Consider the following 19,703-nt stretch of genomic DNA (forward strand, 5'->3'; position numbering starts at 1 on the left):
TTATGCCTCCGGGGCCTCGAACTTGGATGTGCGGGTCATGCCGGCGGCCCGGCCCTTGCCGGCGACGACCAGTGCCATCTTCCGGCTCGCCTCGTCGATCATCTCGTCGCCGAGCATCGCGGAACCCTTGGCGCCGCCCGCCTCCGAGGTGTGCCACTCGTAGGCGTCCAGGATCAGCTCGGCGTGGTCGTAGTCCTCCTGGGAGGGGGAGAACACCTCGTTGGCGGCCTCGACCTGACCGGGGTGCAGTACCCACTTGCCGTCGAAGCCGAGGGCGGCGGCGCGGCCGGCGACCTCGCGGTAACCGTCAACGTTCTTGATCTGAAGGTACGGACCGTCGATCGCCTGCAGATCGTAGGTGCGGGCCGCCATCAGAATGCGCATCAGAATGTAGTGATAGGCATCCGCCCCATAGCCGGGCGGCTGCTCGCCGACCACCAGGGACTTCATGTTGATGGACGCCATGAAGTCGGCCGGGCCGAAGATGATGGTCTCCAGGCGCGGTGAGGCGCCGGCGATCGCATCGACGTTCACCAGGCCCTTGGCGTTCTCGATCTGCGCCTCGATGCCGATCCGGCCCACGTCGAAGCCCATGGTCTTCTCGATCTGCGTCAGCAGCAGGTCCAGCGCCACGACCTGCTGGGCGTCCTGGACCTTCGGCAGCATGATGCAGTCGAGGTTCTGCCCCGCGCCCTCGACGACCGTGATGACGTCCCGGTACGTCCAGTGCGTCGTCCAGTCGTTGACCCGTACGACCCGGGTCTTGCCCGTCCAGTCGCCCTGGTTCAGCGCCTCGACGATGTGGTGGCGGGCGCCCTCCTTGGCGAGCGGCGCGCAGGCGTCCTCCAGGTCCAGGAAGACCTGGTCGGCCGGGAGGCCCTGGGCCTTCTCCAGGAAGCGCGGGTTGCTGCCGGGGACCGCGAGACAGGAGCGGCGCGGGCGCAGCCGGGAGACCGGCGGTGCGGCCTGGGTCATGCGGGGACCTCCAGGGGGTCGAGCTGGTTCGCTTTCCGGATCTCGTCGACGATACGGCCGATGATCTCCGTAATACCGAAGTCCTTGGGGGTGAACACGGCCGCCACTCCGGCTTCCCGGAGCGCCGCCGCATCGGCGGAGGGAATGATGCCGCCGACGATGACGGGTATAGGAGGGCCGCCAGGCCCGGGAGTGGTGTCGACGCCGGTGCGCCGCAGGCGGGCCAGGACGTCCGGGACCAGCTCGGCGTGCGAGCCGGACAGGATCGACAGGCCCACGCAGTGCACGTCCTCGGCGACCGCGGCCGAGACGATCTGTTCCGGGGTCAGCCGGATGCCCTGGTAGATGACCTCGAAGCCGGCGTCACGGGCCCGTACGGCGATCTGCTCGGCGCCGTTGCTGTGCCCGTCCAGGCCGGGCTTGCCGACCAGCAGCCGCAGCTTTCCGCTGCCGAGTTCGGCGGCCGTCCTGTCGACCTTCTCGCGGACCGCGGCCAGCGGGCTGCCCTCCTCGGCGGCGACCGCCAGGGGAGCGCTGGAGACGCCCGTGGGGGCCCGGAACTCGCCGAAGACGTCCCGCAGCGCCCAGGCCCACTCGCCGGTCGTCACACCGGCGCGGGCGCACTCCAGGGTGGCCGCGAAGAGGTTGCCGTCACCGGCCGCCGTCTTCTTCAGCACCGACAGCGCGTCCTGCGCCCGGACCTCGTCGCGGTTGTCCCGCCACTCGTGCAGGGCCTGGACGACGCGTGCCTCGTTGGCCGGGTCGACGGTCATGATGGCGGTGTCGAGGTCCGCGGTGAGCGGGTTGGGCTCGGTGCCCTCGAAGCAGTTGACGCCGACGATCTTCTCCTCGCCGGCCTCGATCCGGGCCCGCCGCTCGGCGTGCGCGGTGACCAGCTGCGACTTGAGGTAGCCGGACTCCACCGCGGCCATCGCGCCGCCCATCTCCTGGATCCGCCCGATCTCCGCCAGGCAGTCCTCGACCAGGGCGTCCACCTTGGCCTCGATGACGTGCGAGCCGGCGAAGATGTCCTCGTATTCGAGCAGGTCGCTCTCGTGGGCGAGGACCTGCTGGATGCGCAGCGACCACTGCTGGTCCCAGGGCCGCGGCAGTCCCAGGGCCTCGTTCCAGGCCGGGAGCTGGACGGCGCGGGCGCGGGCGTCCTTGGAGAGCGTGACGGCCAGCATCTCCAGGACGATCCGCTGGACGTTGTTCTCCGGCTGCGCCTCGGTCAGGCCGAGCGAATTGACCTGGACGCCGTAGCGGAACCGGCGCTGCTTCTCGTTCTCGATGCCGTAGCGCTCGCGGGTGATCTTGTCCCAGATGCGCCCGAAGGCGCGCATCTTGCACATCTCCTCGACGAAGCGGACGCCGGCGTTCACGAAGAACGAGATACGGGCCACGACATCGCCGAACTTCTCCGGCGGTACCTGCCCGGAGTCCCGCACCGCGTCCAGCACCGCGATCGCGGTGGACATCGCGTACGCGATCTCCTGGACCGGCGTGGCGCCCGCCTCCTGCAGGTGGTAGCTGCAGATGTTGATCGGGTTCCACTTGGGGATGTGCGCCACCGTGTACGTGATCATGTCGGTGGTCAGCCGGAGCGAGGGTCCCGGCGGGAAGACGTGCGTCCCGCGCGAGAGGTACTCCTTGACGATGTCGTTCTGCGTCGTCCCCGACAGCTTGGAGATGTCGGCGCCCTGCTCCTCGGCGACCACCTCGTACAGCGCCAGCAGCCACATGGCCGTCGCGTTGATGGTCATCGAGGTGTTCATCTGGTCCAGGGGTATGTCCTGGAACAGCCGTCGCATGTCGCCGAGGTGGGACACCGGGACCCCGACCCGGCCGACCTCGCCGCGGGCGAGGATGTGGTCGGGGTCGTAACCGGTCTGCGTCGGGAGGTCGAACGCGACCGACAGACCCGTCTGGCCCTTGGCGAGATTACGCCGGTACAGCTCGTTGGACGCCTCGGCGGTGGAGTGGCCGGCGTAGGTCCGCATCAGCCACGGACGATCCTTCTGACGCTCAGTCATATCAGGCCCGTATCTTCGTGGTCCGGAGTCCGAGTTGCCTCAGACGTTCCGGAACCGGTTGATGGCGTCGAGGTGCTTGGCGCGCATTTCTTCGTCACGCACGCCCATCCCCTCCTCGGGGGCCAGTGCCAGCACGCCGACCTTGCCCTGGTGGAGGTTGCGGTGCACGTCGTACGCCGCCTGTCCGGTCTCCTCGAGGCTGTATGTCTTCGACAGCGTCGGGTGGATCTTGCCCTTGGCGATCAGGCGGTTGGCCTCCCACGCCTCGCGGTAGTTGGCGAAGTGCGAGCCGATGATCCGCTTCAGCGACATCCACAGGTAGCGGTTGTCGTACTCGTGCATGTAGCCCGAGGTCGAGGCGCAGGTGGTGATGGTGCCGCCCTTGCGGGTGACGAAGACGGACGCGCCGAAGGTCTCGCGGCCGGGGTGTTCGAAGACGATGTCGATGTCCTCGCCGCCGGTGAACTCGCGGATGCGCTTGCCGAAGCGCTTCCACTCCTTCGGGTCCTGGGTCCGCTCGTCCTTCCAGAACTTGTAGCCCTCGGCGTTGCGGTCGATGATCGCCTCGGCGCCCATCTTCCGGCAGATTTCCGCCTTCTGGTCGGAGGAGACCACACAGATCGGGTTGGCGCCGCCGGCCAGCGCGAACTGGGTGGCGTAGCTGCCGAGTCCGCCGCTGGCGCCCCAGATCAGGACGTTGTCGCCCTGCTTCATCGCCGCGCCGTTCTTGGAGACGAGCTGGCGGTAGGCGGTCGAGTTGACCAGACCGGGCGACGCCGCCTCCTCCCAGCTCAGGTGCTTCGGCTTCGGCATCAGCTGGTTGGACTTGACCAGCGCGATCTCGGCCAGGCCGCCGAAGTTGGTCTCGAAGCCCCAGATCCGCTGCTCGGGGTCGAGCATGGTGTCGTTGTGGCCGTCGGAGGACTCCAGCTCGACGGACAGGCAGTGCGCGACGACCTCGTCGCCGGGGCCCCAGGAGTTGACGCCCGGCCCGGTGCGCAGGACCACGCCCGCGAGGTCGGAGCCGATGACGTGGTACGGCAGGTCGTGCCGCTTGGTGAGCGGGGAGAGCTTGCCGTAGCGCTCCAGGAACCCGAACGTCGACATCGGCTCGAAGATCGAGGTCCAGACGGAGTTGTAGTTCACGGAGGAGGCCATCACGGCCACCAGCGCCTCGCCCGGGCCCAGCTCCGGCACCGGCACGTCGTCGACGTGCAGCGACTTGCGGGGGTCCTTCTCCTTGGTCTCCAGGCCGGTGAACATGTCGGCCTCGTCCTTGTGCACGGTCACCGCGCGGTAGGACTCGGGGATGGTCAGGCCGGCGAAGTCGGCGCTGGTGGTGTCAGGCGCGAGGATTGCGTCCAGGATTTCGTTCACGGGGTGCCTCCGGCGAAGCGCGTTGCGGAAACGGCTTGAGGGAACGTCGGGGTGGTGCGGGAGGTGGTGCCGTCGGTTCGGCCGGGGTCGGCGCCGTTGCCGTCGTCTCTGCGGGGGTCGCAGAACCGTCGGCCGCGGTGCCTGGCAGCGCTGGGTGAGCGCGTGCCCAGCGGCAGCTGGGAAGTGCCTGTGACGCAGGCATCCGGGCGGACAGCCCATAGGGCTGGTGGGACAGCCGGCGTGCGTGGATTCGCAGCACGCCGGCCGCCCGGACACCCTCAACGTATGACACCGCGTGCCAGTCGACAAGACACTGAGTGCCAAGAATTTCTCTCAGATGTCATCTGGTCGGCACGCATGAGCAAAAAAGGCCCGCTGAGGGGCCTGTCGATTACGCAAAGAAATGGAATATGTGCGCAGAGTGTGCAGGGGCGGCGTTACGCCATCCGTGTCGCGGCCCGGTCGGTCCAAGGGCACCGGGCCGCGTTCCCGTCGGGTTCCGGCGGAAGGCTGTTACTTGTGATCTTTTACTTGTGTTCTTTGATCGCCTTGCGGATGGTGCGCATGACCTCGTCCAGCGGGGCGTCCGTGCGGGCCACCGCGACCAGCACCTCGCCCTCCCGCGAGACGGCCGCCGGTGGGGTCTCCCCGCTGCCGGTGCGGCCCGCGCCGATGCCGGCGCCGAAGGTCTCCCGGACGATCTCGAAGGCGTGGTCGAGCTGGGCCTCGACATCGCCCTGGGCGTCGGCCCGCAGCCAGCGCCGCAGCACGTGATTGTGCGCGGTGACCACGGCGGACGCCGCGACCTCGGCGAGCAGCGGATCGTCGTCGCCCTCGCGGTGGGCGCCCTCGTCGAAGTGGCCCAGGAGATAGCGGGTGAACAGCCGCTCGTAGCGGGCCACCGAAGCGATCTCGGCCTCCCGCAGGGTGGGGACCTCGCGGGTCAGGCGGTAGCGGGCCACCGACACGGCCGGGGAGGCCGCGTACATCCGCATGACCTCCTTGATGCCGCGGCAGACCGTGTCCAGGGGGTTCTCGTGCGGCGGAGCGGCGTCCAGGACGGCCTCCGCGCGGACGAGGGTGTCGTCGTGGTCGGGGAAGATCGCCTCTTCCTTGGAACGGAAGTGGCGGAAGAAGGTACGCCGGGCGACGCCCGCGGCGGCCGCGATCTCATCGACCGTCGTCGCCTCGTAGCCCTTGGTCGCAAACAGCTCCATCGCCGCCGACGACAATTCACGGCGCATTTTGAGCCGTTGCGCGGCCGCCCGGCGGGTACCGGGAGTGGCGTTGTCGGGGGTGTCGGAGGGGTGCGTACGAGCGGGCTGGGACATGTGGGGACGGTACTGCATATTTACGCGACCTGCGGCATGAGGTACAGCCTGTGCCCCCGTGAGCGGGGGTGGACCGCCGTCGGGTTCCAGCAGTCCACCCCACCCTCCCCCGGCCGGGCCGGGGTGCCGCCACGCGTCAGCGCCGGGCGTACTCACGGAAGCCGCGGCCGGTCTTGCGGCCGAGGCAGCCCGCGGCGACGAGGTGCTCCAGCAGCGGCGACGGGGCCAGCCCGGGGTCGCGGAACTCCGCGTGCAGCACCTTCTCGATGGCCAGCGACACGTCCAGGCCGACCACGTCGAGGAGTTCGAACGGGCCCATCGGGTACCCGCCGCCGAGCTTCATGGCGGCGTCGATGTCGTCCAGCGTCGCGTAGTGCTCCTCGACCATCTTGATCGCGTTGTTCAGGTACGGGAACAGCAGCGCGTTCACGATGAACCCGGCCCGGTCGCCGCAGTCCACGGGGTGCTTGCGGACCTTGGCGCAGACCGCCCGCACGGTGGCGTGGACGTCGTCGGCCGTCAGGACCGTACGGACCACCTCGACCAGCTTCATGGCGGGCGCCGGGTTGAAGAAGTGCATCCCGATGACGTCCTGCGGGCGCGTGGTGGCGCGGGCGCAGGCCACGACCGGCAGCGAGGAGGTGGTGGTGGCCAGAACGGCGCCCGGCTTGCAGACCTTGTCCAGGGTCGTGAACAGCTCCTGCTTGACCGCCAGGTCCTCGGCCACCGCCTCGACCGCGAGGTCCACCTCCGCGAACGCGTCCAGCGACCCGGCCGGGGTGATCGCCGCCAGCGCGGCGTCCCGGGCCTCGGCGCTCATCCGGCCCTTGTCCACGGAGCGGCCCAGCGACTTGGCGATCCGGGCCTTGGCCTTCTCGGCCTTCTCCAGGCTGCGGGCGGCCAGCACGACCTTGTAGCCCGCCTTGGCGAAGACCTCGGCGATCCCGCTGGCCATCGTCCCGGAGCCGGCCACGCCGACGCCGGTGACGGTCCGCCCGCCGGCCGGCTCGTCGCCGTCCGCGGGGCTCTCCGCGTCCGGCACGACCGTGGCTCCCCCAGCTACCGCTGGGAGGTGCCCCCAGCCCGGCGCTTCGTACGTGTAGAAGCCGCGGCCCGCCTTGCGGCCGGTCAGCCCCGCCTCGGCGAGCTGGCCCAGGATCGGCGCGGGGGCGTGCAGCCGGTCCTGGGACTCGGCGTACATCGCCTCCAGGACGGTCCGCGCGGTGTCCACGCCGATCAGGTCGAGCAGCGCCAGCGGGCCCATGGGCAGGCCGCAGCCCAGCCGCATCGCGGCGTCGATGTCCTCGCGGGTGGCGTACTTGGACTCGTACATCGCCGCGGCCTGGTTCAGGTAGCCGAACAGCAGGCCGTCGGCGACGAAACCGGGGCGGTCACCCACCGCGATCGGGTCCTTGCCCAGGGCGTGCGCCAGCTCCGTGACGGCCGCGACCGCGGCCGGCGCGGTGAGCACGGAGGAGACCACCTCGACCAGCTTCATGGCCGGTGCGGGGTTGAAGAAGTGCACACCGAGCACCCGCTCGGGGCGCTGCGAATCGGCGGCCAGCCGGGTCACGGACAGCGCGTTGGTGCCGGTGGCCAGGATGGTGTCCGGGCGGACCACGGCGTCGAGCCCGGCGAAGACCTGCCGCTTGAGCTCGTAGTCCTCGGGCACGACCTCGATGACGAGATCGGCGTCCGCCGCGGCCTGCAGATCGGTGAAGGTGCGGAACCGGGCCAGGATGTCCTGCCGCTCCCGTTCCGTGATCCGCTCGCGCCGCACCGCGCGGGCGGTGGCGGCTTCCAGGGCCGTGACGGCGTGCCGGGCCGCGGCCTCGTCGGTGTCGATGCCGATGACCTCGCGGCCGGCCCGGGTCAGCACCTCGGCGATACCGGTACCCATGGTGCCCAGGCCGACGACGGCGACGGTGGAAAGGGACAGGGGGGAGGCTTCAGTTGAGAGATCAGGGGTGGACTGAGGGCCCATCGCGAGACTCCTGAGGGTGTTCCCCTGGCAACAGGGGAGAAGTGACGACTGAGGGGTATCCGCGCGGTGCGATACCTGCACTGCGCAGCGGCGGAAGGGCGGCGGTGAGCCGCGGAGCCGCAGCGCTGCGAGAGCACCGGCGGTGCGGGAGGTACGGCGGGCCCTGTCCCGGGGCCGTGCCGTGTTCTCCGTACTGATGTCGTGCTGTGCCGAACCGACTTCACTCTGTGGCGGCTGCGTCACCAGGCCGCCCGAGCAGTGGTGCTGCTCGTTCCAGCAGGTTAACCGGTGAGTAACCAGAGCGCCAGGGGTAGCGGGGGTCATTAGGCTGTGGTGCGGACCACGTCGCGGGAACCGGGGCGGCCCGGCGGGAGGGGATCTTCAAATGGAAGAGGAATTCCACGAGTTGACGGACCGGGTGCGGGCCGAACTCCGCTCCCCGCAGGATCTGGTCGCCTACGAACGGCTGCTGGGGCTGGCCCGCAAGAACACCCCGGCCGGGCGGGAGGAACTGGCCCGGATGCTGGTCGCCGTCGAACGCCCGCTGTGGGCCAGGGAGATCGCCGCCTTCATCCTGGGCTGCGCCGGCGACAAACGGGCCTTCGAGACGCTGGTGCTGCTGCTGAACTACCGCGACCCGGTGCGCTGCGCCACCGCCGCACACGCCCTGGCCCGCCTCGGCGACCCCCGCACCGCCCGCGCCGCCGCCGCGCTGGCCACCAACCCGCTGCGCACCGCCTACGCCCTGCACCCGGTCAGGCTGCTCGCCGAACTCCGCGCACCACAGTCCGTCCCCGCGCTGATCGCGACCCTGGAGCGGCTGCTGACCCCGCACAACCCCTACTGGCGGGTCGCGCTCGCCTGCGTCGAGGGCCTGGGCGCCCTGGGCGACCGCCGCGCGGTCCCCGCCCTCACCACGGCCGTCACCCACCCCCGACTGGCGGCCGCGGCAGCCGCCTCACTGGCGCGCCTGGGGGTACACGAGGACGCGCCGACCCCGGCCGGGCCGGGGGCGGCGGAGGGTCGCGCGGGGGAGGACGTGCCCGGTCAGGGGCCGGGGGAGCGGAGTGAGGGGTCCGCCGGCGGTTCCGCTCCGGACGTCAGCGGGCGCCGGTAGCGCGGCCCGGGGCGCTGTGGTCGCCCCCTCGTACGCCTTCTGTGGCCCGTCCGGCATAAAACCGGCCCATTCAGCGTCCTGGCGGTGGGCCGCCGTCCCGGTCCGCTGGCGGAGACTGCGGAAGGGGTCGCCGCCGGGCACGGTCAGACGTCCCTACGCCACAGACATCACCGCGGACGGCAGGGCGGCGCCATCCATGACACCGGCCCCATCAAGCCCATGCCGACGCCCCGTCCGCCGTGCCGGGACAATCCGTAACCGGCGTCTGCCACACTCGGTACGTCAATAGGAGGCCCCATGGCTGAGTTGATCCATAGCCGATACGCCGCCCTGGTGGCCGCCTACCGTGAGGCTCAGGAAGAGGAGCCGGAGGAGACAGTCCCCGTGCGGGGCTTCGTCTTTCCCGACGACGCCGAGAAGGCAGACGGATAGGCGCACTGAGGCACGAAACGCCCCCGGATCAGATCCGAGGGGCGCTTTTGCCGCGGCGAACGACACGGGACCGGTTCATATCAGGGTCAGCTGGGTCGGTTCCGCCGGTGAGCAGGGCTCGTCCTTCCCGGAGGCGTCGGCCGGACCTGGGGCGGCATCCGGCGAGGGGATCTTGCGGGCTGCGCCGGGACGGGCGGGGCCGATGCCGAACTCCGCGGCGAATTCGTGGACCTGGCGGGTGATCCGGCGCTGGTACCAGGTGGGGGCGTAGGCGCCGTCGCCGTACATCGTCCGGTAGCGGTGCACCAGATGCGGGTGGTGGTGCTCCAGCCACGACAGGAACCATTCACGGGCGCCGGGCCGCAGGTGGAGTACGAGCGGGGTGACCGAGCCGGCGCCGGCTTCTGCGACGGCGCGCACCGTGGCCCGCAGCTGTTCCGGTGCGTCCCCGAGGAACGGGATCACCGGCGCCATCAGGACACCGCACGGGATGCCGTGCGCGGTGAGGGTGCGCACCACGTCCAGCCGCCGTTCCGGGGCGGGGGTGCCGGGCTCGGCCGTGCGCCACAGCTCGCGGTCGAGGAAGCCGACGGAGACGGAGATGCCGACGTCGGTGACCTCGGCGGCCTGCTGCAGCAGTGCCAGATCCCGCAGGATGAGCGTGCCCTTGGTGAGGATCGAGAAGGGGTTGGCGTAATCGCGCAGCGCCGTGATGATGCCGGGCATCAGCTGGTAGCGGCCCTCGGCGCGCTGGTAGCAGTCGACGTTCGTGCCCATGGCGATGTGGTCACCGCGCCAGCGCCGCCCGGCCAGCTCTCGGCGCAGCAGCTCGGGGGCGTTGACCTTCACCACGATCTGCGAGTCGAAGTCCTGCCCGGTGTCCAAGTCGAGATAGCTGTGCGTCTTGCGCGCGAAGCAGTACACACAGGCGTGGCTGCAACCGCGGTACGGGTTCACGGTCCATTCGAACGGCATCCGGGAGGCGCCCGGGACCCGGTTCACGATCGAGCGGGCGCGCACTTCGTGGAAGGTGATCCCGCGGAATTCGGGGGTGTCGACGGTCCGGCTGACGATGTCCGTACCGAACAGCGCGGACGGGCTTTCGCCGAGATCACCGAGATTGTCCCAGCGCATCGGGCCTCCTTCTGGATCCAGTAGAGCCCCCCGCTGACAGAATAGAACACTTGTTCCCTTGCGGGTGGGCGGCCCTGAATTTGGGCGCGCCGCCGCGGGGTGGTTGGCTTGGCGGCGCACCGCAGGACCGGCAGCCGAGTACTGGAGGACACACACATGGGGCAGGTCGAGGCCATCACGCAGCGCGAGATCGCGGCGGACCCGGAGGACGTGTTCGACGCGCTCGCCGACTACGCCGGCACGCGCCGGCAGCTGCTGCCCGAGCACTTCAGCGAGTACGAGGTCCGCGAGGGCGGCGACGGTAAGGGCACCCTCGTCCACTGGAAGCTCCAGGCCACGAGCAAGCGGGTGCGCGACTGCCTGCTGGAGGTCGATGAGCCGACCGAAGGGCAGCTCGTGGAGAAGGACCGCAACTCCTCGATGGTGACCACCTGGGTCGTCACCCCGGCCGGTGAGAAGCGAGCCAAGGTCGTCGTCACCACCACCTGGCAGGGCGCCGGAGGTGTCGGCGGCTTCTTCGAGCGCACCTTTGCCCCCAAGGGGCTCGGCCGGATCTACGACGCCATCCTCGACAACCTCAGCGCTCACGTCACGAAGTGATCGGCCTTTCCCACCCGTCACCCTGAGCGCACGCCGTCACTCTCACCGGTTCGGGTGGTTTCCGGTGAACGGAAGCGGTCCGGCCCGCCGGACCGCTTCCGTACGGAAAGCCCTGATGGGAGCCCAATGAGCGCCCCGGGCAACGTACTTGACGTCCCTTCCCGCCCCGCCCGCACCCTTTCGCCGTGGTGGATCGGTGTTGTCGCCCAATGCGAGAAATTGGGCGGCAACAGGCGTGACGAGGGGAGCAGCACGTGGGCGGGACCACCCTGAGTGAGCGGGCCGGGCGGAGCGGTCCGCCCGTCTTCGGCATGACCACGGCCCCGGCCGCGCACGACAGCGCCACCGAAGAAACCGACCGGCTCGACAGGCCGGAGGAGCCCGCTCCCGGGGCGAGGGCACCGGCCGGCCCCCGCCGCGTCCGCCTGGTCGTCCTCGCCCTGCTGCCGGCGCTGCTGCTCGCGGCCCTCGGCCAGACCATCGTCGCCTCCGCGCTCCCGGAGATCGCCGGTGGTCTCGGGGAACCGCACGGCCCGGACACCATGTCCTGGGCGGTGACGTCCTACCTCCTCGCCGCGGCCCTCGGCCTGCCCCTCCACGGCAAGCTCGGTGACCTCTTCGGCCGCAAGCCCGTCCTCCTCTTCGCCCTCCTCGTCTTCACCGCCGGCTCGGCGCTGTCCGGCTGGTCGCGGACGATGGACGAACTGATCGCCTTCCGCGCTGTCCAGGGTGCCGGCGGCGGCGGGCTGCTCATCGGCGTACCGGCGGTCATCGCCGCTGTCGTACCGCCGCGGGCCCGCGGCCGCGCCATGGGCCTGACCGGTGCCGCCTACGGGCTCGCCTCCGTGGCCGGCCCGCTGATCGGCGGCCTCTGCACCGACCACGCCTCCTGGCGCTGGTGCTTCTTGCTCAACGTCCCCTTCGGTGTGCTGTCGCTCCTCGTCCTCGCCGTCGGCCTGAAGCTGCCGCGGCCGGTGCGCCGCGCCCGGCCGGACATCGCCGGAGCGCTGCTGCTCGCCGCGTTCGCCACCTGCCTGGTCCTGCTGAGCAGTTGGGGCGGTACGGAGTACGCCTGGAACTCGCGGGTCATCCTGGGGCTCGGTGCCGGTGCGCTCGGCTGCGCCGTGCTGTTCCTCGCCGTCGAGCACGTCGTCGCCGAACCGCTGGTCCCGCTGCGGCTGTTCCGCGACGCGGTCTTCCACGTCACCGGCCTGACCGGCGCCGTCATCGGCCTCGCGCTCTTCGGCGCGGTCGGCTATCTGCCGGCCTTCCTGCAGAGGGCCGGCGGGGTCACGTCCACCGAGTCCGGGCTGCTGATGCTGCCCGTGACGGGCGGCCTCGCCCTCAGCTGTCTCGTCTCCGGCCGGCTCATCAGCCGCACCGGCCACTTCAGAACGTTCCCCGTCCTGGGATGTGCGCTGGCCGGAGCGGGGATGTGGTTGCTGTCGCGGATGCCGCAGCACGCTCCGCGCGAGGTCTGCAGCCTCTGGGCGGGCCTCCTCGGACTCGGCATCGGCCTCGTGCTGCCGGTGCTGGCGCTCGCCGTGCGGAACTCCGTACGGGCCGCCGGCCCCGGCACCACGACCGGCGCCCCCCACTACTTCCGGCAACTCGGCGGCAGCATCGGAGCGGCCCTCTTCGGCGCCTTCTTGGCCGACCGGCTGGCCCGCCGGCTCGGCGACCGGCCGCCGACGCCGGCACGGCTGCCCGCCCCGGAGTCGGTCACCCCGCACCTGGTGCGCGCCCTGCCCGCCTCGCTGCGCGACAGCGCCGTCGCCGCGTATGCGCATGCCATGCCGGGGATCTTCTTCTCTCTCGTGCCGGTGCTCGTCCTGGGCCTTGTGCTCGCCTTCTTCCTGAAAGAGAAACCCCTGGTGTCCCACGCCTCTCCTGCCCCGCAGACCTCCCCGACCCCGCACGCCGCCCCGCACGCCCCGCATGCCTCGTACGGCGATCCGGCCGACCCCGCCGCCGTGCCCCCGGCCCGTTCCACGACCGACGCGGCAGCCCCCCACACCCCCGACGGCAGCACGACTTACCCCCGGACGCACGGCTACGGCAGCACCGGAGCGCCCCCCGTCACGGCCGGTGTCCCGGTGTGCGGCACGGTCCAGCACCACGACGGCAGCATCGTGCCGCGTGCCGCGCTCACCCTCATCGATGTCGCCGGCCGCCAGGTCGGCCGCGGTGCGACCGGCGACGACGGGCGGTACGCCCTGAGCACCCCGGGGGCCGGCTCGTATGTGCTGATCGCGGCGGCGGGCGGGCACCAGCCGCAGGCCGTCACCGTCACCGTCGGCGAGCGGCCGGTCGAACTGGACGTCGTGCTCGGCGGCGCGGGGCGCCTCGCGGGCACCGTCACCACCGCCGACGGCACACCCGTACGCGAGGCCATGGTCACCCTCACCGATGTCCGCGGCGAGGTCGTCGCCACCACCCGCAGTGGGCGCGAAGGCGGCTATGTCATCGGCGAGTTGGTGGCCGGCGAGTACACCCTCGCCTCCAGCGCGCCGGCGTTCCGCCCCGCCGCGCTGCCGGTGACCGTGCAGGCGTCGCGGGAGACCCGCCAGGACATCGAGCTGGCCGGCGGCGCGGTGCTGCGCGGGACCGTACGGGCCGGCGGCGGCCGCCCGGTCGAGGACGCCAGGGTCACCCTCCTGGACGCCGCCGGCAATGTCGTCGACACCGCGACCACCGGCTCCGACGGGCTGTTCCGCTTCGTGGATCTCTCGGCCGGCGAGTACACCGTCATCGCCGCCGGATACCCGCCGGTGGCCACCGTCCTGCGGATGGCGGGCGGCGGCCGCACCGAGCGCGACCTCCAACTGGGGCACGAGGACTGAGCGCTGCGCAACGGCCCGGCCCGAGGCGGACGACAAGGGGCGCACGGTCAGCCCGGCGGAGCCGTACGGGGATGGGGCAGCACCGGACGGGAATGCGGCAGCGCCGCAGCGGAACTCGGCAGCGCCGCACCGGAATTCGGCGCTGCCGCACCGGAACCCGGCGGCGCCGCACCGAAACGCAGCCGCGTGATCAGCGGGCGGTCCCCGCGCAGCAGGGGCACGGCCGCGGCGCGCGGCGCGAGATGGCCGAGGAACCCACGGCCGGCGGGCAGCGGGACGTCTGCCACTTCGCCGACGGCCGGGTGGGCGGCGCGCAGTTGGTCCCGTCCGGCCGCGTCCATGCCCCAGGGCATCGAGGGCAGACGATGGCCGCCGGGCCCCTTGGCACCGGCGCGGGTGTGGGCGCTGAAGCGCCGTGAGACGGTGTCGAACACCATCGCGCCACTGGGGAACGCCTCGGCGCAGTCGGCGATCAGCCGGGTCACCTCAGCGGGCCGCAGATACATCAGCACGCCCTGCGCGGTCACCAACACCCCGCGTGCGGCGTCGATCCCCGCCATCCACCGGCGCTCGCGGATGTCGCAGGCGACGAGCCGCTGCCGTGCTCCGTGCGGCAGTACGCTCCTGCGCAGCGCCAGCGGTTCGGGGAGGTCGACGGTCACCCAGCGGGCCCGGCCGTTGTCGACCCGCCAGAACTGGGTCTCCAGCCCCTCGCCGAGTGCGATCACGGTGCCCTCGGGGCGGGCGGCGAGGAAGGCACGCACGACGCCGTCGAATGCGAGGGCCCGGAGGGCGATGGCCTGCGCCAGCCACGGCCGGACGGTGCCCAGCCGCTCCGCGAAGGGGAAGCCGATTTCGGTGCGGAGTCGTACGGCGCGTGGATCGGGCAGCACCGTGTCCGGGCGGGCGGCCTCGGCAGCGCGGTGGTAGAGCGTCCACAACGCCGTTTCGGGAACTCCCCTGAGGTCTGCCGTGACACGGACTGGCACCGAGTTCCTCCCAGCGTGCGGTGTGGCGGCCATCCGGCGGCGCGACACCTCTCGGCCCACCGGACGCACTGCCCCGATGTGGCGTTGATACCGCCGCTGCCGCCCCCCAGGGGGCCGTTCGGGGGACCGGTCACTCCCGGGAGTGCTTAGTCGTACCGCGGAATGCGGCGGTGTTCCCCGGTGCCGGAGAGGAGTTGGCCGCCGGCCCGTGAAGACTCAGTGCGCCAGATCGCGGTGGATGACCCGGGCGGCGCCCTCGACGGTGTCCACCCCGTAGTCCATGGTGCGGCTTCCGGTGGAGAGGACGGCCATGCCGTAGTCGTGGCCGCCGCCGGTGAAGGAGCCGACGCTGTTGACCCGCCAGCCGCCGGTGTCGCGCGGCAGCCAGCCGTTCTTGACGTGGACGGAGGCCGTGGCGGGGGCGCCGGCGGGCACTCCCCAGCGCTGGTCGCGCTCGACCCGGTGCATCAGGTCGAGCGCATAGCCGCGGGAGGGCGGGGTGAGCACCGCGTTGTCCGTGGTGAGCAGCTGCATCAGGGTGAGCTGGTCGGCGGCGGTGACCTGGGTGAGGCCCCAGGCCTTGCCCGCGCCGGGGACGGTGTGCCCCATGCCGGCCAGGGACAGGAAGTGCTTGATACCGGCCGGGCCGATCTGGTGCCAGAGCGCCGAGGTCGCGGCGTTGTCCGACTTGGTGATCATGGCGGTGGTCTGCTTGACCTCGTGCGGGGTCAGCTTGCGGTGCGCCTCCTGGCTCTGTCGCAGCAGGGCACCGAGCACGGTGACCTTCACCACACTCGCCGAGTCGAAGTGGCTGCCGGCCTTGAACTCACAGCGGGTGCGGGTGGGCCGGTCGTAGATCGCCAGCGCCGAGGCGCCCTTGCGCCCGTTGAGGGCGTCGGCGATGTCCTGGGACAGGGCGGGCGCCAGGCCCGGCTTCTTGGAGGTACACACGACCCGGGAGTCGCCCACCGGCGTGCTGGAGGTGCTGGCCGAGGCCGAGGTCGCCGTGGTGAGCGCCGTGAGCAGCGCTCCGGCGGCCACGGCCGCGGCCAGCCCACGGCGCGTGCGGGTCGCTATGCGTGATCCGTGCTTCAAGGTGGTGTCCTGTCCCGCTGTGTATCGGAGGCCCGCTACCGGGTGGCCGGCCTCGGGTGACCGACGGTGCACCGGCCCGCTGCGGCCGCGCTGCGGCCGGGGTCCCGGTGGAGGAGTCACAGTGACGATACGTGGCGGGGGTCTGGACACCCTGGGGAAATGGGGTGGTATGTCCAAATTTGGCTTGCGCGTCGTGGTGTGATTTTCGACAAATCGGGCGGCGGGTCGGGGTGCGTGGGCTTGTGGGGTGGGTACCTCCTGGGTGCGTCCTGGGTGTGCGTCCCGGCCCTGTCCTGGGTTCCGGTGTCGGTGGGCGCGGGCGGGCTTCTAGGGGCGGGGCAGGGCCCTGCGGGGCTTGGCGGCGGCGCGTGGGCGGCGGGTGGCGGCCGCGCGCCGCCGTCGTACGCCGGACATCAGCTGGCGGCTGCGGAGCGCCATCTCGATCTCGAAGCGGGTCCGTGGGTCGCGAAGGCCGGCCCCGAACAGCTTCTCCAGCTGGCGCATCCGGTAGCGCACCGTCTGCGGGTGGATGCTGAGCGCCTTGGCCACCTCGGGAGCCCCCATGCCGCCGAGCCAGGCCAGCAGGGTGGCCTCCAGTCGCTCGCACCGCTCCGGCGTCAGTCCCGCCAGCGGGCTCAGATGGCGGGCGATCAGGGTGCGGGACAACGACTCGTCCTGGAGGAGCAGGAGGGACGAGAGGTGGTCGTCGACGAACACCACGCCGGCCTCGGGGCCGTCGTGCGGGGATGCCAGGTCCAGCAGCCGGGATGCGGAGCGTACGGACGCGGCGGCCTCGTGTGCCGGCACCGCATGGCCGACCACGGCGGCACGGTGCCGCAGTACGCCCTTCAGCCTCGCCCTGCCGCTCCTGCCGTCGGCGAGCTGGGCGGGGATCAGCAGGCCCGGCGCCTCCTTGGGCGCGCTGACCAGACAGTCGCCCAGTGCGGACGCCACGAGATGGATGTCGGTGTCGGTGCGCAGCATGACGGCGCGCACCTTGTCGGGCAGCGGCCGGCCGCGTCGTAGCACCTCCTCGATCAGACGGGTGACCTGCTGGTGACCGCCGCGCTCGATGAGTTCCCGGAAGCCAGGGTTGCGATCGCAAAGTGTTTGCGCGATCAGTTCGGTCAGGATCGCGAGTTGGTCGTCTTCGCTGTCGGCCCGGATGCCGCGTTGCGGTAAGGCGTCGTTGAGGGCTTCGCTCACCATTTTGCCTCTGTTTCATCGCGTTCGAAGCTGGTCCAGCCTGTTCTACCTCACCTGGCACGTGCCGTCGGCAGCTGACAGAACTCGTTCGGATGCCCTTTCGGAATCCGTCGGAAGCCCTTCCACTTTGCGACAGAAACTGCCTGAGATGCGGTGCCACAAGAGCGTACCCCCAGGTTCCGGTTGGAAGGAATCGTGGTGCAGCAGCGAAGAAAACGTGATGCTCACGCCAACGGGGCCGCACCGGCGGCTCCTGGACGGGGCGTCAGCCCGGAGGTCCTGGTTAGGCTGGGGGCGCTGTTCGGGCCCTCCGAACGTGCTGTGAACAAGTGATGTCGGGAATCCTGCGGACCGCCTCCTAGCTGCGATAGGACTGGTGCATGTGAAGATCCTCATCTCCGCGGACATGGAGGGCGCCACGGGCGTGACCTGGCCCGCCGATGTGCTGCCCGGCACTCCTCAATGGGAGCGCTGCCGCCATCTGTTCACGTCCGACGTGAATGCGGCGATCGCCGGATTCTTCGACGGCGGGGCCGATGACGTGCTGGTCAACGAGGCGCACTGGACCATGCGCAATCTGCTGCTGGAACAGCTCGACGAGCGGGCGCAGATGCTCACCGGGCGGCACAAATCGCTCAGCATGGTCGAAGGCGTGCAGCACGGCGACGTCGACGGCATCGCCTTCGTCGGCTACCACACCGGAGCGGGCACCGAAGGCGTCCTCGCGCACACCTACCTCGCCAACACCCTCACCGGCGTCTGGGTCGACGGCACCCGGGCGAGCGAGGGCTACCTGAACTCCCTTGTGGTCGCCGGGTACGGCGTGCCGGTGGTGCTGGTCACCGGCGACGACCGCACCTGCCAGGACGCGCTGGGCTACGCCCCGCAGGCGCCCGCCGTGGCGGTCAAGGACTATGTGTCGCGCTACGCGGCGGTGTGCCGGCCGCCGGCCCGCACGGCGGCCGAGATCCGGGCCGCGGCCCGCAAGGGAGCGGGGCTGGCGGTGCGTCACGAACCCTCCCGCCGCGGGCCGTTCCGGGTCGAGATGGAGTTCGACGCCGAGCATCTGGTGGGCGCGGCGACCTGCGTTCCCGGCGTGGAGCGAACGGGAGAGCGCCGCGTTGCGTATACCAGTGGGGACATGTACGAGGGGATCCGGTGCTTCAAGGCCGTGACCACCGTCGTGTCGTCCGCTGTGGAGGAGCAATATGGCTGAGCGGGAGAGGGCCGGGGAGCCGGCGGCCGGGCGGGCCGGCGGCGTCGGTCAGCAGGCGCTCGACGAGGTGGTGCGGTTCACCTCCGAGCTGATCCGGATCGATACCGGCAACGCCGGCGACGGCGCCTGCCGGGAGCGGCCGGCCGCCGAGTACGTCGCCGAGCGGCTGGCCGGGGCCGGGCTGACGCCGACACTGCTGGAGCGCCGCAAGGGCCGTACGAATGTGGTCGCCCGCATCGAGGGCACCGACCCCGGTGCCGACGCCCTGCTGGTGCACGGCCATCTGGACGTGGTCCCCGCCGAGCCTGCCGACTGGAGCGTGCACCCCTTTTCCGGGGAGGTCCGCGACGGTGTGGTCTGGGGCCGGGGCGCCATCGACATGAAGAACATGGACGCGATGGTGCTCGCCGTCGTACGGGAGTGGGCCCGCGGCGGAGTGCGGCCGCGGCGCGACATCGTGCTGGCCTTCACCGCCGACGAGGAGGCCAGCGCCGAGGACGGCTCCGGCTTCCTGGCCGACCGGCACGCCGGGCTTTTCGAGGGCTGCACCGAGGGCATCAGCGAGTCCGGGGCCTTCACCTTCCACGCGGACCACGGGATGCGGCTGTACCCGGTCGCGGCGGGGGAGCGCGGCACCGCCTGGCTGAAGCTGACCGCCCGGGGCCGGGCGGGGCACGGCTCCAAGGTCAACCGCGACAACGCGGTCAGCAGGCTGGCCGCCGCCGTGGCCCGGATCGGCGCGCACGAGTGGCCGGTCCGGCTCACCCCGACCGTGCGGGCCGCGCTCGGCAGGCTCGCCGAGCTGTACGCCCTCGACGTGGACATCGAAGCGCCGGACTTCGACGTCGATGCGCTGCTCGGCCGGCTCGGCGCGGCCGCCAAGCTGGTCGAGCCGACCGTCCGCAACAGCGCCAATCCGACGATGCTGTCCGCCGGTTACAAGGTCAATGTGATCCCGGGATCGGCCGTCGCCCACGTGGACGGCCGGGTGCTCCCCGGGGGAGAAGCGGAGTTCCAAGCGGCCCTGGACGAGCTCACGGGACCCGGGGTGAGCTGGGACTACGACCATCGCGAGGTCGCCCTGCAGGCCCCGGTCGACTCCCCGGCGTATGCCGCGATGCGGGCCGCGATCGAGCGCTTCGACCCGGGCGGCCATGTCGTGCCGTACTGCATGTCCGGCGGCACGGACGCCAAGCAGTTCTCCCGGCTGGGCATCACCGGCTATGGTTTCTCGCCGCTCAAACTGCCCGAGGGGTTCGACTACCAGGCGCTCTTCCACGGCGTGGACGAGCGGGTGCCGGTCGAGGGGCTGCACTTCGGCGTCCGGGTGCTCGATCACTTCCTGCGCACGGTCTGACCGGCCGGAGCACG

15 protein-coding genes are annotated in these 19,703 nt (G+C 71.3%); 6 read left to right on the forward strand and 9 right to left on the reverse strand.

Going from position 1 to position 19,703, the window contains the following annotated elements:
• From ABZ851_RS17070 to ABZ851_RS17090, 5 genes are all read right to left on the reverse strand, one after another.
• Positions 1-975 (reverse strand): CoA ester lyase, encoded by a 975-nt coding sequence (locus tag ABZ851_RS17070; protein WP_088800936.1) that lies wholly within the window; start codon positions 973-975, stop codon positions 1-3.
• The gene (locus ABZ851_RS17075; RefSeq protein WP_361127741.1) at positions 972-3,008 is read right to left on the reverse strand and encodes a methylmalonyl-CoA mutase family protein; all 2,037 of its coding nucleotides are present in this window, start codon (positions 3,006-3,008) and stop codon (positions 972-974) included. The genes ABZ851_RS17070 and ABZ851_RS17075 overlap by 4 nt, the downstream gene beginning before the upstream one ends.
• A 39-nt stretch (positions 3,009-3,047) precedes the next feature.
• Positions 3,048-4,385 carry a crotonyl-CoA carboxylase/reductase gene (gene ccrA, locus ABZ851_RS17080; RefSeq protein ID WP_361127744.1) on the reverse strand — a complete coding sequence of 446 codons (1,338 nt, stop codon included), beginning with the start codon at positions 4,383-4,385 and terminating at the stop codon, positions 3,048-3,050.
• Positions 4,386-4,912: 527 nt separating this feature from the next.
• Positions 4,913-5,716: a TetR family transcriptional regulator gene (locus ABZ851_RS17085; protein ID WP_336047988.1), complete on the reverse strand. Its 804-nt coding sequence runs from the start codon at positions 5,714-5,716 to the stop codon at positions 4,913-4,915.
• Positions 5,717-5,852: 136 nt separating this feature from the next.
• Positions 5,853-7,700 (reverse strand): 3-hydroxybutyryl-CoA dehydrogenase, encoded by a 1,848-nt coding sequence (locus ABZ851_RS17090; protein WP_361127748.1) that lies wholly within the window; start codon positions 7,698-7,700, stop codon positions 5,853-5,855.
• Positions 7,701-8,085: 385 nt separating this feature from the next.
• Here ABZ851_RS17090 and ABZ851_RS17095 point away from each other — a divergent pair, with 385 nt between their 5' ends.
• Both ABZ851_RS17095 and ABZ851_RS17100 read left to right on the forward strand, forming a co-directional pair.
• The gene (locus ABZ851_RS17095; RefSeq protein ID WP_361127751.1) at positions 8,086-8,817 is read left to right on the forward strand and encodes a HEAT repeat domain-containing protein; all 732 of its coding nucleotides are present in this window, start codon (positions 8,086-8,088) and stop codon (positions 8,815-8,817) included.
• Positions 8,818-9,114: 297 nt separating this feature from the next.
• Positions 9,115-9,249 (forward strand): hypothetical protein, encoded by a 135-nt coding sequence (locus ABZ851_RS17100; RefSeq protein WP_361127754.1) that lies wholly within the window; start codon positions 9,115-9,117, stop codon positions 9,247-9,249.
• Between the two features lie 75 nt (positions 9,250-9,324).
• On the opposite strand, the gene ABZ851_RS17105 is transcribed toward ABZ851_RS17100, so the two are convergent.
• Entirely contained in the window at positions 9,325-10,383 is a 1,059-nt protein-coding gene (locus ABZ851_RS17105; RefSeq protein ID WP_361127757.1) for an Rv2578c family radical SAM protein, read from the reverse strand.
• A 156-nt stretch (positions 10,384-10,539) separates the two neighbouring features.
• On the opposite strand from ABZ851_RS17105, the gene ABZ851_RS17110 reads away from it, so the two are divergent.
• Positions 10,540-10,983: an SRPBCC family protein gene (locus ABZ851_RS17110; RefSeq protein ID WP_361127760.1), complete on the forward strand. Its 444-nt coding sequence runs from the start codon at positions 10,540-10,542 to the stop codon at positions 10,981-10,983.
• Positions 10,984-11,237: 254 nt separating this feature from the next.
• Entirely contained in the window at positions 11,238-13,826 is a 2,589-nt protein-coding gene (locus ABZ851_RS17115; protein ID WP_361127763.1) for an MFS transporter, read from the forward strand.
• A gap of 47 nt (positions 13,827-13,873) precedes the next feature.
• Here the strand turns inward: ABZ851_RS17115 and ABZ851_RS17120 are convergent, their stop codons facing one another.
• The 3 genes from ABZ851_RS17120 to ABZ851_RS17130 all read right to left on the reverse strand — a co-directional run bounded on the left by ABZ851_RS17120 (position 13,874) and on the right by ABZ851_RS17130 (position 17,119).
• Entirely contained in the window at positions 13,874-14,815 is a 942-nt protein-coding gene (locus ABZ851_RS17120; RefSeq protein WP_361127766.1) for a class I SAM-dependent methyltransferase, read from the reverse strand.
• Positions 14,816-15,031: 216 nt separating this feature from the next.
• Complete coding sequence (locus tag ABZ851_RS17125; RefSeq protein ID WP_361127769.1) at positions 15,032-15,910, reverse strand: serine hydrolase; 879 nt, start codon at positions 15,908-15,910, stop codon at positions 15,032-15,034.
• 327 nt (positions 15,911-16,237) lie between these two features.
• The gene (locus ABZ851_RS17130) at positions 16,238-17,119 is read right to left on the reverse strand and encodes a helix-turn-helix domain-containing protein (RefSeq protein ID WP_361127772.1); all 882 of its coding nucleotides are present in this window, start codon (positions 17,117-17,119) and stop codon (positions 16,238-16,240) included.
• A 379-nt stretch (positions 17,120-17,498) separates the two neighbouring features.
• Between ABZ851_RS17130 and ABZ851_RS17135 the strand changes: the two genes are divergently transcribed.
• Both ABZ851_RS17135 and ABZ851_RS17140 read left to right on the forward strand, forming a co-directional pair.
• Positions 17,499-18,332 (forward strand): M55 family metallopeptidase, encoded by an 834-nt coding sequence (locus ABZ851_RS17135; RefSeq protein ID WP_361128233.1) that lies wholly within the window; start codon positions 17,499-17,501, stop codon positions 18,330-18,332.
• Positions 18,325-19,689 (forward strand): M20/M25/M40 family metallo-hydrolase, encoded by a 1,365-nt coding sequence (locus tag ABZ851_RS17140; protein ID WP_361127775.1) that lies wholly within the window; start codon positions 18,325-18,327, stop codon positions 19,687-19,689. The genes ABZ851_RS17135 and ABZ851_RS17140 overlap by 8 nt, the downstream gene beginning before the upstream one ends.
• Positions 19,690-19,703 lie beyond the last annotated feature (14 nt).

Origin of the sequence: Streptomyces sp. NPDC047049 (assembly GCF_040643995.1) — a bacterium.
Lineage (GTDB): Bacteria > Actinomycetota > Actinomycetes > Streptomycetales > Streptomycetaceae > Streptomyces > Streptomyces mooreae.

What these genes read in the sequence shown, in the direction of transcription:
- ABZ851_RS17100 (WP_361127754.1), top strand. Translation starts at nt 9,115, where the DNA reads ATGGCTGAGTTGATCCATAGCCGATACGCCGCCCTGGTGGCCGCCTAC.
- ABZ851_RS17085 (WP_336047988.1), bottom strand. Translation starts at nt 5,716, where the DNA reads ATGTCCCAGCCCGCTCGTACGCACCCCTCCGACACCCCCGACAACGCC.
- ABZ851_RS17110 (WP_361127760.1), top strand. Translation starts at nt 10,540, where the DNA reads ATGGGGCAGGTCGAGGCCATCACGCAGCGCGAGATCGCGGCGGACCCG.
- ABZ851_RS17105 (WP_361127757.1), bottom strand. Translation starts at nt 10,383, where the DNA reads ATGCGCTGGGACAATCTCGGTGATCTCGGCGAAAGCCCGTCCGCGCTG.
- ABZ851_RS17095 (WP_361127751.1), top strand. Translation starts at nt 8,086, where the DNA reads ATGGAAGAGGAATTCCACGAGTTGACGGACCGGGTGCGGGCCGAACTC.
- ABZ851_RS17130 (WP_361127772.1), bottom strand. Translation starts at nt 17,119, where the DNA reads ATGGTGAGCGAAGCCCTCAACGACGCCTTACCGCAACGCGGCATCCGG.
- ABZ851_RS17075 (WP_361127741.1), bottom strand. Translation starts at nt 3,008, where the DNA reads ATGACTGAGCGTCAGAAGGATCGTCCGTGGCTGATGCGGACCTACGCC.
- ABZ851_RS17090 (WP_361127748.1), bottom strand. Translation starts at nt 7,700, where the DNA reads ATGGGCCCTCAGTCCACCCCTGATCTCTCAACTGAAGCCTCCCCCCTG.
- ABZ851_RS17070 (WP_088800936.1), bottom strand. Translation starts at nt 975, where the DNA reads ATGACCCAGGCCGCACCGCCGGTCTCCCGGCTGCGCCCGCGCCGCTCC.
- ABZ851_RS17140 (WP_361127775.1), top strand. Translation starts at nt 18,325, where the DNA reads ATGGCTGAGCGGGAGAGGGCCGGGGAGCCGGCGGCCGGGCGGGCCGGC.